General features: G+C 57.1%; 15 protein-coding genes. All 15 read left to right on the top strand.

Going from position 1 to position 12,851, the window contains the following annotated elements:
• Window positions 1-11: 11 nt before the first annotated feature.
• Window positions 12-233 (top strand): DUF5337 domain-containing protein, encoded by a 222-nt coding sequence (locus AC2FFP_RS00660; RefSeq protein WP_496843526.1) that lies wholly within the window; start codon window positions 12-14, stop codon window positions 231-233.
• A gap of 12 nt (window positions 234-245) precedes the next feature.
• The gene (gene nuoF, locus AC2FFP_RS00655) at window positions 246-1,544 is read left to right on the top strand and encodes an NADH-quinone oxidoreductase subunit NuoF (RefSeq protein ID WP_496880727.1); all 1,299 of its coding nucleotides are present in this window, start codon (window positions 246-248) and stop codon (window positions 1,542-1,544) included.
• Between the two features lie 58 nt (window positions 1,545-1,602).
• Window positions 1,603-2,019, top strand: coding sequence for an MAPEG family protein (locus AC2FFP_RS00650; protein WP_496843525.1), 417 nt, complete (start codon window positions 1,603-1,605; stop codon window positions 2,017-2,019).
• Window positions 2,019-2,408: a hypothetical protein gene (locus tag AC2FFP_RS00645; protein WP_496843524.1), complete on the top strand. Its 390-nt coding sequence runs from the start codon at window positions 2,019-2,021 to the stop codon at window positions 2,406-2,408. The genes AC2FFP_RS00650 and AC2FFP_RS00645 overlap by 1 nt, the downstream gene beginning before the upstream one ends.
• On the top strand, window positions 2,405-2,911 hold the full coding sequence (locus tag AC2FFP_RS00640) for a DUF5333 domain-containing protein (RefSeq protein ID WP_496778105.1): 507 nt from the start codon (window positions 2,405-2,407) through the stop codon (window positions 2,909-2,911). Before AC2FFP_RS00645 ends, AC2FFP_RS00640 begins: the two co-directional genes overlap by 4 nt.
• Window positions 2,912-2,914: 3 nt before the next feature.
• Window positions 2,915-4,936 carry an NADH-quinone oxidoreductase subunit NuoG gene (nuoG, locus tag AC2FFP_RS00635; protein ID WP_496768051.1) on the top strand — a complete coding sequence of 674 codons (2,022 nt, stop codon included), beginning with the start codon at window positions 2,915-2,917 and terminating at the stop codon, window positions 4,934-4,936.
• Window positions 4,933-5,151 carry a hypothetical protein gene (locus AC2FFP_RS00630; protein WP_496880621.1) on the top strand — a complete coding sequence of 73 codons (219 nt, stop codon included), beginning with the start codon at window positions 4,933-4,935 and terminating at the stop codon, window positions 5,149-5,151. The genes nuoG and AC2FFP_RS00630 overlap by 4 nt, the downstream gene beginning before the upstream one ends.
• Window positions 5,144-6,181 (top strand): NADH-quinone oxidoreductase subunit NuoH, encoded by a 1,038-nt coding sequence (gene nuoH, locus AC2FFP_RS00625; RefSeq protein WP_496768054.1) that lies wholly within the window; start codon window positions 5,144-5,146, stop codon window positions 6,179-6,181. The genes AC2FFP_RS00630 and nuoH overlap by 8 nt, the downstream gene beginning before the upstream one ends.
• Window positions 6,178-6,801 (top strand): hypothetical protein, encoded by a 624-nt coding sequence (locus tag AC2FFP_RS00620; RefSeq protein WP_496768056.1) that lies wholly within the window; start codon window positions 6,178-6,180, stop codon window positions 6,799-6,801. The genes nuoH and AC2FFP_RS00620 overlap by 4 nt, the downstream gene beginning before the upstream one ends.
• A gap of 3 nt (window positions 6,802-6,804) precedes the next feature.
• Complete coding sequence (gene nuoI / locus AC2FFP_RS00615; protein ID WP_496843522.1) at window positions 6,805-7,299, top strand: NADH-quinone oxidoreductase subunit NuoI; 495 nt, start codon at window positions 6,805-6,807, stop codon at window positions 7,297-7,299.
• Window positions 7,296-7,706: a carboxymuconolactone decarboxylase family protein gene (locus tag AC2FFP_RS00610; protein ID WP_281994869.1), complete on the top strand. Its 411-nt coding sequence runs from the start codon at window positions 7,296-7,298 to the stop codon at window positions 7,704-7,706. The genes nuoI and AC2FFP_RS00610 overlap by 4 nt, the downstream gene beginning before the upstream one ends.
• Window positions 7,703-8,305, top strand: a complete 603-nt coding sequence (locus AC2FFP_RS00605) for an NADH-quinone oxidoreductase subunit J (RefSeq protein WP_281994868.1) — start codon at window positions 7,703-7,705, stop codon at window positions 8,303-8,305. The genes AC2FFP_RS00610 and AC2FFP_RS00605 overlap by 4 nt, the downstream gene beginning before the upstream one ends.
• A gap of 541 nt (window positions 8,306-8,846) precedes the next feature.
• Entirely contained in the window at window positions 8,847-9,152 is a 306-nt protein-coding gene (nuoK, locus tag AC2FFP_RS00600) for an NADH-quinone oxidoreductase subunit NuoK (RefSeq protein WP_005984024.1), read from the top strand.
• A gap of 6 nt (window positions 9,153-9,158) precedes the next feature.
• Window positions 9,159-11,297: an NADH-quinone oxidoreductase subunit L gene (nuoL, locus tag AC2FFP_RS00595; RefSeq protein WP_496880620.1), complete on the top strand. Its 2,139-nt coding sequence runs from the start codon at window positions 9,159-9,161 to the stop codon at window positions 11,295-11,297.
• Window positions 11,297-12,841: an NADH-quinone oxidoreductase subunit M gene (locus tag AC2FFP_RS00590; protein WP_496768061.1), complete on the top strand. Its 1,545-nt coding sequence runs from the start codon at window positions 11,297-11,299 to the stop codon at window positions 12,839-12,841. Before nuoL ends, AC2FFP_RS00590 begins: the two co-directional genes overlap by 1 nt.
• Window positions 12,842-12,851 lie beyond the last annotated feature (10 nt).

Genomic DNA, 12,851 nt, shown 5'->3' with positions numbered 1-12,851 from the left:
ATCAAGGTGAGATGGACAAAGAAAAAGAACAGGCCATGGCCCGCAAGGGCCGACATATCGGGGTGGTCATCGCGGTGACCATGCTGTTGTGGCTTGCCATTTCGTTGTTCATCGGCCCGGCACTGGGATTGCCCGGGCGCTATGCGCTGCTGTTTGATTTCGCCGCTTTGGCGGCTTTTATCTATGCGGGCGTGAACATTTTTCAACTCTGGCGCATGCGTCAGGACAGCTGAAGGTAAGACATGATGCTGAAGGATCAGGACAGGATCTTTACCAATATCTACGGGATGCATGAGCGTACGCTGAAAGGCGCGCAGACCCGCGGGCATTGGGACGGCACAGCTGGCCTGATCGGAAACGGGCGTGACTGGATCATCCAGAAGATGAAGGACTCAGGGCTTCGCGGTCGCGGCGGTGCTGGTTTTCCCACCGGCTTGAAATGGTCGTTCATGCCCAAAGAAAGCGACGGTCGCCCAGCCTATCTGGTTGTGAACGCGGACGAATCCGAGCCCGGTACCTGCAAGGACCGTGAGATCATGCGCCACGATCCGCATACGTTGATCGAAGGTTGTTTGATCGCGTCTTTCGCGATGAATGCGCATACCTGCTACATCTATCTTCGCGGTGAATACATCCGCGAGCGGGAGGCGCTGCAGGCCGCAATTGATGAGGCATATGATGCGGGATTGCTGGGCAAGAACGCTGCTGGGTCGGGTTGGGATTTCGACCTGTTTCTGCATCACGGGGCCGGGGCGTATATATGCGGTGAGGAAACAGCCCTGATCGAAAGCCTTGAGGGCAAGAAGGGCATGCCGCGTATGAAACCTCCGTTCCCGGCGGGGGCGGGCCTCTATGGCTGTCCGACCACCGTGAACAATGTGGAGTCTATCGCCGTTGTGCCGACCATCTTACGGCGTGGTGCCGACTGGTTTGCCGGTTTTGGCCGCCAAAACAACGCGGGCACCAAACTGTTTGCAATATCGGGCCACGTAAACAATCCCTGCGTAGTAGAAGAGGCGATGTCGATCCCGTTTGAGCAACTGATCGAAACGCATTGCGGCGGCATTCGCGGTGGATGGGACAACCTGCTGGCGGTGATCCCCGGTGGTTCTTCAGTGCCTTGTGTGCGCGGTGAAGACATGCGCGACGCCATCATGGATTTCGACCACCTGCGCAATGATCTGGGCTCGGGCCTTGGGACGGCGGCGGTGATCGTGATGGACAAATCCACGGACATCATCAAAGCGATCTGGCGGCTGTCGAAGTTCTACAAACATGAAAGCTGTGGTCAGTGTACTCCTTGCCGCGAAGGCACCGGCTGGATGATGCGCGTGATGGACCGTCTGGTGCGGGGTGAGGCCGAACTGGAAGAGATCGACATGTTGTTTGACGTGACCAAGCAGGTCGAAGGCCACACAATCTGTGCTTTGGGCGATGCGGCAGCCTGGCCGATCCAGGGCCTGATCCGCAACTTCCGCGAAGAGATTGAAGACCGTATCAAGGCCCAGAAATCGGGCCGTATGGGCGCGATGGCGGCGGAGTGATCAAGTTGCGGGATATCGGATCAAACCCAAACCAAGTTGAGATCAGGGAGTTGAACTAATGGAAACTTTTGCTGAGTATTCACATGCAATCGCATCCCTCGTGGTCTTTACGTTGATCATTCTGGCGCTTGCGCCTTTTTCAGCGCTGGCCAAACAGAGCAAGGGCTTGGCTCCCGGGGCGACGCCTGAACAGGACTATTCCGACAAGGCGTATCGTCTGAACCGGGCGTATCTGAACGGGACCGAGACGTTGCCGGCCTATGTCGCTGTCACGGTCGCGGCCATGTTGCTTGGGGTCAGCCCGTTTTGGGTGAACCTATTGGCATCGGTCGCTCTGATTGCGCGCATCGTCATGCTGGTTATTCACATGCATGGTATTGGACAACCGCACAGCGGCGTTCGGTCCGTATCCTACGTTGTCGGATGGGCCTGCATGGTTGTGATGGGCTTCATGGCATTGGTGGCGGCGTTCTAATGGAAAAGAAAGGTACTTATCCGTTGACTGGATCAAAATTCAGGATGGGACGTGTGGTGCTGACCGCCGCCTTGGGTGCTGCAGTTTTTGTCGCGGCCTGCGGCACGTCGTCCAGTGACCGAATCCTCTTTGATGGCAAAGCCTTCCGGGCCAAAGCGAAAGCTGTCGACAAGAAGAACGCGCCCACGGATTTCACTGTTGTGGTGAACGGCGTGTCCGCGTCTTTGGATGGCGCGCGCGAAGCGGGAAGGCATGAAGGAACCAAATTCTGTATCGACGCCTTTGGGACTTCAAAAATCAACTGGAAAGTCGGACCCGACACCGAGCCGCAAAACCTGCGCATTACCGACAATAAATTGACCTTTGCAGGAACCTGCCAGCGACCATGATGCGGTTTTTTGCATATCAGCCCATGACGCAGGACGTGTTATTGAATAGCACTCCGGCACCGGATCGTTTTGGCCTGTCCAAAACAAAAGGATTTGTCATGTCTGGTGTGAAACTGCTTATTGCGTTGTCTGTTCTGACGTTCCCTGTCGCGGTCGAGGCCAAACCGCCCTTGCGCGAAGTCAAAGAGATTGACGACGAACTCTATTACATCGCTATCGCAAACGAGATTTCGGATTACTGCCCGTCGATCAGCGGGCGCAGGTTGAAGGCGATTGGCGTGATGTGGGGGCTCAAGTCCAAAGCGAACAGTCTGGGGTATTCGGACGGCGAAATCCGCGCTTACGTGGAATCGGATGCCGAAAAGGACCGGATGCGTGCCAAAGGCGAGACGTATCTGGCCGCGAACGGTGTGTCTTATGACAATCCCAAATCTTTCTGCACGCTGGGGCAGTCAGAGATTGAAAGAAACAGCGCCATTGGCGTGTATTTGAGGGCGAACTAGACCATGTCTGACCTCCGCAAAGTGAATATCGACGGGCAGGAAATCGAAGTCGATGGTGCGATGACGCTGATCCAGGCCTGTGAACAGGCCGGGGTCGAGGTGCCGCGCTTTTGCTATCACGAGCGTCTGTCGATTGCCGGGAATTGCCGGATGTGTCTGGTCGAAGTTGTCGGCGGCCCGCCCAAACCTGCAGCGTCGTGTGCGATGCAGGTACGCGATCTACGCCCAGGGCCGGAAGGACAGGCGCCCGAGGTCAAGACGAACTCGCCCATGGTCAAGAAAGCCCGTGAAGGGGTGATGGAGTTCCTGCTAATCAACCACCCGCTGGACTGCCCGATCTGCGATCAGGGTGGCGAGTGCGATCTGCAGGATCAGGCGATGGCGTATGGTGTGTCGGGCTCGCGCTTCAAGGAAGCCAAGCGCGCCGTAGACGATCTGGATCTGGGGCCGCTGGTCGGAACCGCGATGACCCGCTGCATCAGCTGCACCCGTTGCGTGCGCTTTACGACCGAGGTCGCCGGGATCACACAGATGGGTCAGACCGGGCGCGGGGAAGATGCCGAGATCACCTCGTACCTGAACCAGACGCTGGATTCGAACTTGCAGGGAAACATAATTGACCTGTGCCCAGTTGGAGCTCTGACCTCGAAGCCTTATGCGTTCACAGCGCGCCCGTGGGAACTGACCAAGACCGAGAGCATCGATGTCATGGACGCCGTGGGTTCGAACATCCGGGTCGATACCAAAGGGCGCGAAGTGATGCGTTTTCTGCCGCGCAACCATGACGGCGTGAACGAGGAATGGATCAGCGACAAGACCCGGTTTGTCTGGGATGGCCTGCGTCGCCAGCGTTTGGATAAGCCTTACGTACGTGAAAACGGCAAGCTGCGACCGGCTTCGTGGCCCGAGGCGTTGACCAAGGCGGCCGAGGCGCTGAAAGGGGCTAAAAAGCCGGCCGGACTTATCGGTGATCTGGCTCCGGTCGAGGCTGCTTTTGCGCTGAAGCAGGTGATCGAAGGGCAGGGCGGTGTTGTTGAATGCCGGACTGATGGGGCCAAACTGCCTGCAGGCAATCGCGGGGCCTATGCCGGGACGGCAACGATCGAGGATATCGATGCGGCAGAACGTATTCTACTGATCGGAACGAACCCACGCGACGAAGCTCCGGTTCTGAACGCGCGTATCCGCAAGGCCTGGGCACATGGCGCCGAGGTGGCTTTGGTCGGGCCTGCAGCCGATCTGACTTACGCGTATCACCATATGGGAGAAGACCGCGCAGCATTGCAGAAGGTCCTCGACATGGGCGGCGATGATGAGATCAAGGGCAAAGCCTCGCTGGTCATCGTCGGGCAGGGTGCTTTGCTTGAGGCGGATGGTGCAGCTGTCCTGGCCGCAGCGCAAGCCATTGCGGCCAATACCGAAAGTGGACTGCTTGTTCTGCATACCGCGGCCTCTCGCGTGGGTGCGATGGATGTGGATGCCACCAACGAAAATGGCATGGATGCCGTAAGTGCGGCTGACGTGATCTACAACCTCGGCGCGGATGAGATCGAAATCGGCGAAGGGGCCTTTGTGATCTATCAGGGCAGCCACGGTGATCGCGGCGCGCATCGTGCCGACGTGATCCTGCCGGGTGCCGCATACACCGAGGAAAACGGGCTGTTCGTGAATACCGAAGGCCGACCACAACTGGCGATGCGGGCTGGATTTGCCCCCGGTGAGGCCAAGGAAAACTGGGCCATCCTGCGGGCTTTGTCAGCGGAATTGGGCGCAACACTGCCCTTCGACTCACTTGCGCAACTGCGTACTGCTTTGATCGAAGCCGTTCCACATCTGGCCCAGATCGACCAAGTGATTGAGAATGAGGTCCAGCCACTGGATGTCGGTCCTCTGGGTCAGGCTACGTTCCGCGCTGCGGTTAGAGACTTCTACCTGACCAACCCGATTGCACGGGCGTCGCAACTGATGGCCGAGCTGTCCGCTCAGGCGCAGGCACGGAACGCCGGGAAGATCGCGGCGGAATGAATACAGCACGTTTCATATCGCTTTCAGAAGCCAACACCGCCGCCTGCGGTGTGGGGATCAGGGAATTGCGCATGAAACGCAATGAAAAAGGTAGCGCGAAGACTGTAGATGCTATTTACACCTACGCGCCGACCAAACCGCAATATGCGCAGGCACTTGGCCTGAACATCACGCGCGGAAAACGGAATACCCACGGTGTGAGGACCAATGGCTGATTTCTTTAACACCCCAGGCGGAATAGCCATCACCATTCTGGCGCAAGTGATTGCCGTTGTTGCCTTTGTGATGATCTCGCTGTTGTTCCTTGTCTACGGCGACCGCAAGATATGGGCGGCTGTTCAGATGCGCCGCGGCCCTAACGTGGTTGGTGTCTATGGCCTGCTGCAATCTGTGGCCGACGCTCTGAAATACGTGGTCAAGGAGGTGGTCATTCCCGCCGGGGCCGACCGCACAGTGTTCATACTTGCTCCGCTGACCTCATTCGTATTGGCGATGATCGCCTGGGCTGTGATCCCGTTCAACGATGGTTGGGTGCTGTCGGATATCAACGTCGCCATCCTGTACGTCTTCGCCGTATCCTCGTTGGAAGTTTATGGCGTAATTATGGGTGGTTGGGCATCGAACTCAAAGTACCCGTTCCTCGGATCACTGCGCTCTGCCGCGCAGATGATTTCTTATGAAGTCTCCATCGGTTTGATCATTATCGGCGTAATCATCTCGACCGGTTCGATGAATTTCGGCCACATTGTCGAGGCGCAGGACGGTCGGTTCGGTTTCTTCAGCTGGTACTGGCTGCCGCATTTCCCGATGGTCTTTCTGTTCTTCATCTCGGCGTTGGCCGAAACCAACCGGCCACCTTTCGACCTGCCCGAAGCGGAATCGGAACTGGTCGCCGGTTACCAGGTCGAGTACTCGGCGACACCCTTCCTGCTGTTCATGGCGGGTGAATACATCGCTATCTTCCTGATGTGTGCGCTGACCACGCTGCTGTTCTTCGGCGGCTGGCTGTCCCCGATCCCAGGTCTACCGGACGGCGTGCTGTGGATGGTAGCCAAAATGGCGTTCTTCTTCTTCCTCTTCGCGATGGTCAAGGCGATCACGCCCCGCTACCGCTATGACCAGCTGATGCGGTTGGGCTGGAAAGTCTTCCTGCCGTTCTCGCTAGCCTGGGTGGTCTTTGTGGCCTTCGCGGCGAGGTTCGACTGGTTCTGGGGCGCGTTTGCCCGTTGGAGCGTAGGCGGATGAGGATAAGTCTTCTAAATCTGTTGGTGGCTTGCACGGTGGCTGCTGGAAGCGGTCCTGTCGCGGCTGATAAAGCTGAGCCATTGGAGCTGCGGAACATGCTTGATTTGGCACGCGGGTTCTGTGGATCCGAAATTGACGCTGTATCCGCTATCGACGATAAGGTTCTAGGCATTCTCGCAAATAACACAGGTGGGTTGGACCCGAGGGTTGATGTGGACCAGCATTCTGCCTTCGATAAGTTTGCCATTGGTGCCCTTGTTAACGCGATCCAGGTTGGCGACATGGCGGTTTATCGGAGCCACCTAGCCAATGGTGATCCGATTTCAGAGGGGATGCACAACAAATCTATCGCTTTGTTGGGTCTGGTTGATTGCCTTTGGATCACACAGGAAGACCGTGCTCACTTGGAAGAGTTCGTCAATTGGGGAATCGAAAACGGTGAGTTTCCGAGCGATATGAAGGTGGATCAGTTGCTGAGCGCGACAGATATGTCGGAATGCACGCGTATGAGAGAGTTTGACCGTCGCACATTAGCGCTCGATCCTGATACGCCAGATATCGTGGATCAGATGTCGGCGATTGCAGAAGACACAATTGGACGCTGCGAGAAGGATTCCTAAGCCATGACCCAAATCGATTACACTCGTGCCGCCAAATACTTCCTTCTGCAAGACTTCTGGGTCGGCATGAAACTGGGACTGAAGTATTTCTTCGCCCCCAAAGCCACCATCAACTACCCGCACGAAAAAGGCCCTCTCTCCCCACGCTTTCGTGGTGAGCATGCCCTGAGACGTTACTCGAACGGCGAGGAACGCTGCATCGCCTGCAAACTCTGCGAGGCGATCTGCCCGGCGCAAGCCATCACCATCGACGCCGAACCGCGCGAAGACGGCAGCCGCCGTACCACGCGGTATGACATCGACATGACCAAGTGCATCTATTGCGGTTTTTGCCAGGAGGCCTGTCCGGTCGATGCCATCGTCGAAGGTCCGAACTTTGAATTCGCGACAGAAACCCGCGAAGAGTTGTTCTACGACAAGGAAAAACTGCTGGATAACGGCGAACGCTGGGAAGCCGAGATTGCCCGCAATCTGGAAATGGACGCGCCGTACAGATGAGTGACACGCCCCAAAATCCGTTCGACCTGATGATGAAGCAGGCGCAGGACATGGCCAAGGCGATGAACCCGGCGATGGAGAATTTCTCGCCCAAGGGGTTCGAGGCGCTGTGGCCGACCATGCCCAAAGAGGTCATGGAAATGATGTTCGGCAACACCGTCAACAAGGACGGACTGGATGCCAAGACCCGCCTGCTGCTGACGCTGGCCGGACTGACTTGTCAGGGCGCGCAGGCGGATGCGGCGGTGCGTCAGACCGTGCGCCATGCGCTGGAGGCCGGTGCCAAGAAACAAGAGATCGTGGAAACGATCGGTCAGATGTCGGTCTTTGCCGGCATCCCGGCCATGACCCGCGCGCTGGAATTGGCGCAAGAGGTCCTGGGCGACAACGAGGATGAGGATCAATGACCGTCTTTGCCTTCTACCTGTTTGCCATCAGCGCCATCACCGGCGGGCTGTTTACGGTGATCAGCCGTCAGCCGGTGCATTCGGTGCTGTGGCTGATCCTGTCCTTCCTGTCTTCGGCGGGGCTGTTTGTGTTGCTGGGTGCCGAGTTCGTAGCGATGCTGCTGATCATCGTCTATGTCGGCGCGGTCGCGGTGCTGTTCCTGTTCGTGGTGATGATGCTGGACGTGGACTTTGCCGAGCTCAAGGCCGAGATGGCGCGCTATATGCCGCTGGCCCTGTTGATCGGTCTGGTCATCCTGATGCAGTTCGTCATGGCCTTTGGGGCATGGGACAGCGCGCAGGGTGCAGCGGCCAATCTGGCACAGCCGATCCCGGTGGACCGGCACAACACCGAGGCCCTAGGTGTTATCCTTTATGATCAATACTTCCTTCTGTTCCAACTGGCGGGCCTGATCCTGCTGGTGGCCATGATAGGCGCCATTGTTTTGACGTTGCGCCACCGAAAGGACATCAAGCGTCAGGACATCGTCGGCCAGATGATGCGCGACCCGGCCAAGGCGATGGAGTTGAAGGACGTGAAACCGGGGCAGGGGTTGTGATCAGAAGATCTTTAATATCTGGGTTTGCGTTGATGCTTTGGACCGGAAGCGCAATAGCTGAGTGCGGACTTCCAAACTGGTTTAGAGACGCGTTAGGCCGCGCTCCTATGACAACCGGCGATCAATGCCGGTTCGAAAATGCGGGCAATTGGAGATGGACTACGGAAGGCGGGCCAGTTACCGCGTTTGGGGGTTCACTCGTTGCCCAAAAGCTTACCACCTTCGGGTGTGGCAAAGATGAGGAAATTCGGGTCTCTGATTGTGAGACAGGGGAATTAGTTACTTTTTTTGGAACGACTTGTGGTGGCCCGATTCTGACAATCCCTTTCAGCACCGTCGAGTGTTTTGATCGTACGGATGGCCTACTGCAAATGTCTCAGTCTTCGACTTTGTCACAATTGGCTGAATCTGCTGAACGAAATGGAGTTCAATTCAGATCTGAGACTATTTCTGAGCAGTTCGAGGATTTCCCCATTAATCGCAGACCAAAAGCAAATTGCGGCTGCAAACTCTACTACCCCGACTCGCCAGGAGCGAAGCTATGATCGGACTTGAACACTATCTTACGGTCGCGGCGACGCTGTTCGTCATCGGCATCTTCGGTCTCTTCCTGAACCGCAAGAACGTCATCATCCTGCTGATGAGCATCGAACTGATGCTGCTGGCGGTGAATATCAACCTCGTGGCGTTTTCCAGTTTCCTCGGCGATCTGGTCGGGCAGGTGTTCACGCTGTTTGTACTGACCGTGGCGGCGGCCGAGGCGGCGATCGGGCTGGCCATTTTGGTTTGCTTCTTCCGCAACCGTGGCACCATCGCGGTTGAAGACGTCAATATGATGAAGGGGTAAGAGAATATGGAAACCACCATCCTCTTTGCCCCGCTGGTGGGCGCGCTGCTCTGCGGGTTCGGCTGGAAGTTCATTGGCGAGAAAGCCGCCATGTGGACCGCCACTGGCCTGCTGTTCCTGGCCTGTCTGCTGTCCTGGATCGTGTTCTTCTCGTTCGACGGTGTGACCCAGCAGATCGAGATCATGCGCTGGATCGAAAGCGGTTCGCTGTCGACAAGCTGGGCCGTTCGACTGGATCGTCTGACCGCGATCATGCTGATCGTGGTGACGACCGTCTCGGCGCTCGTGCACCTCTATTCCTTCGGCTACATGGATCACGATCCACAGTGGCGCGAGGGCGAGAGCTATAAGCCGCGTTTCTTTGCCTATCTGTCCTTTTTCACCTTCGCCATGCTGATGCTGGTGACAGCGGACAATCTTGTACAGATGTTCTTTGGCTGGGAAGGCGTGGGGGTCGCGTCCTACCTGTTGATCGGGTTTTATTATCGCAAGCCTTCGGCTAACGCGGCGGCGATCAAGGCCTTTGTTGTAAACCGGGTCGGGGATTTTGGCTTTGCACTGGGTATTTTTGCGCTGTTCTTCCTGACGGACAGCATCAACTTCTCGGATATTTTTGCCTCGGCCCCTGCGCTGGCCGAAGAGAAGTTGCACTTCCTGTGGGGTGAGTGGACCGCAATCGAGGTGATCTGCGTCCTGCTGTTTATCGGCGCGATGGGCAAATCGGCGCAGCTGATCCTGCACACCTGGTTGCCGGACGCGATGGAAGGCCCGACACCTGTGTCGGCGCTGATCCACGCTGCAACCATGGTGACGGCGGGTGTGTTCCTGATCTGCCGAATGTCGCCATTGATGGAATTTGCGCCGGGTGCCACCGGGTTCATCACCTTCCTTGGGGCCTCGACCGCGTTTTTCGCCGCGACCGTTGGCCTGGTTCAGACCGACATCAAGCGCGTCATTGCCTACTCGACCTGTTCTCAGTTGGGCTACATGTTCGTGGCCGCGGGTGTTGGTATGTATTCGGCAGCGATGTTCCACTTGCTGACGCACGCCTTCTTCAAGGCGCTGTTGTTCCTTGGCGCAGGTTCGGTGATCCACGCGATGCATCACGAGCAGGAAATGACCGAATACGGCGGCCTGCGGAAGAAGATCCCCTATACATTCTGGGCGATGATGATCGGCACCCTTGCGATTACAGGCGTCGGCATCCCGCTGACCCAAATTGGGTTCGCCGGGTTCCTGTCCAAGGATGCCATCATCGAAAGCGCTTTTGCCGGCGGCACCGGATATGCCTTCTGGATGCTGGTGATCGCGGCGGCGTTCACGTCATTCTACAGCTGGCGTCTGATTTTCCTGACCTTTTATGGCGAAGAGCGTGGCGACAAGCATACGCATGAGCACGCGCATGAAAGTCCGATGACCATGCTGGTGCCGCTGGGTGTTCTGTCCTTGGGCGCGGTGTTTGCCGGGATGATCTGGTATGGCAACTTCTTTGGTCACACAGACAAGGTCGGCAAGTTCTACGGTATACCGGTGGCTGAGGCGTCCGAGCATGCCGAGGCCAGTGATCACGGTACAACCGATACAACCCATGGTGACGATACGCATGCGGATGAAAGCCATGGTGATGACGCCGGACACGAAGAAAAAGCGGCTCACGGTGACGACCACCATTACGTCTTCGCGGGTGAGCCGGGCGAGGGCGCGATTTACATCGCGCCGGACAACCATGTTCTGGACGATGCGCATGCTGCCCCCAAGTGGGTCAAGGTTTCGCCCTTTGTTGCTATGGCTTTGGGCTTTATCGTGGCCTATTGGTTCTACATCGTGAACACGTCGCTGCCGGCGCGTTTGGCGCAGAACCAACGTCCTCTGTACCTGTTCCTTCTGAACAAGTGGTACTTTGACGAAATCTACGATGCGGTCTTCGTCAAACCCACCGTCGCCCTTGGCCGATTCCTGTGGAAACGGGGTGACGGCAACACCATTGACGGTTTCCTCAACGGCGTGGCCATGGGTGTTGTACCCTTCTTTACCCGCCTCGCTGGCAAGGCGCAGACGGGCTACATCTTTACTTACGCCTTCTGGATGGTTCTGGGTATCGCTGCCCTTGTCACTTGGATTTCGATCGGCGGAGGCGCACACTAATGGATAATATCCTCTCCATCGTCACCTTCATCCCCGCTGTGGCAGCAGGCATTCTGGCCCTGTTCCTGCATGGCGAGGACGCGGCCGCACAGCGCAATGCCAAATGGGTCGCACTGGTGGCAACCACGGTGACGTTCCTGGTCTCGATCGGCATCTATACGGGGTTTGATCCGTCCAACACCGGCTTCCAGATGGTGGAAGAAGGCGAATGGCTGCTGGGTCTGAAATACAAGATGGGCGTGGACGGTATCAGCGTTCTGTTTGTCTTGTTGACCACCTTCATCATGCCCCTGACCATTCTGGCCAGCTGGCACGTCACGGACCGCGTCAAGGAATACATGATCGCCTTCCTGCTTCTGGAGACGCTGATGCTGGGCGTGTTCATGGCGCTGGATCTGGTCCTGTTCTATCTTTTCTTCGAGGCAGGTCTGATCCCGATGTTCCTGATCATCGGCATCTGGGGCGGCAAAGAACGCATCTACGCCAGCTTCAAGTTCTTCCTCTATACCTTCCTTGGATCAGTGCTGATGCTGGTGGCAATGGTCGCGATGTATGCGGACGCGGGCACTACCGATATCGAAGCACTGATGAGCCATCACTTCTCGTCCGAAGGGTTCAGCGTGCTGGGCATCTATGTTGTCGGCGGTATGCAGACACTGATGTTCCTGGCGTTCTTTGCATCCTTCGCGGTGAAGATGCCAATGTGGCCGGTACACACCTGGCTGCCGGATGCGCACGTTCAGGCGCCGACCGCCGGGTCGGTCGTTCTTGCGGCGATCCTGTTGAAGATGGGCGGCTATGGCTTCTTGCGGTTCAGCCTGCCGATGTTCCCGGTGGGTTCGGCAGTAATGACCGATCTGGTGTTGTGGATGTCAGCGATTGCCGTTGTCTACACCTCGCTGGTGGCGCTGGTGCAGGAAGATATGAAAAAGCTAATCGCGTATTCTTCGGTCGCGCATATGGGCTTTGTGACCATGGGCATCTTTGCTGCGAACCAGCAAGGCATTGACGGTGCGATCTTCCAGATGCTCAGCCACGGGTTCATCTCAGCCGCGCTCTTCCTGTGTGTTGGCGTGATCTATGACCGTATGCATACTCGTGACATCGAGGCTTATGGTGGTTTGGTCATTCGCATGCCAGCCTATGCATTGGTCTTCATGTTGTTCACCATGGCCAATGTAGGTCTGCCGGGCACCAGTGGATTCATCGGAGAATTCCTGACACTGATGGGAACCTTCCAGGTCAACACATGGGTGACGGCTTTGGCGGCTTCTGGCGTGATCTTCTCGGCAGCTTATGCGCTATGGCTGTATCGCCGAGTGGTCTTTGGCGATTTGATCAAGGAAAGCCTCAAGGCGATGACGGATATGAGCTCGCGCGAGCGGCTGATCTTTGCGCCGCTGATCGTGATGACCATCCTGCTGGGCGTCTACCCGTCGCTGGTGACCGATGTGATCGGCAACTCGACCGCCGCGTTGATTTCGAACTATGACATGGCTCTGGCCGCGGCTGAGGCCGCGACCCAGTCAGCCGCATCGCATTAAGGGGGCTTTG

The sequence above is a fragment of the Ruegeria sp. YTSC004 genome, assembly GCF_059609805.1.
The sequence above is the reverse complement of the archived record's forward strand: the minus strand, read 5'-3'. Positions and strand labels throughout refer to the sequence as shown.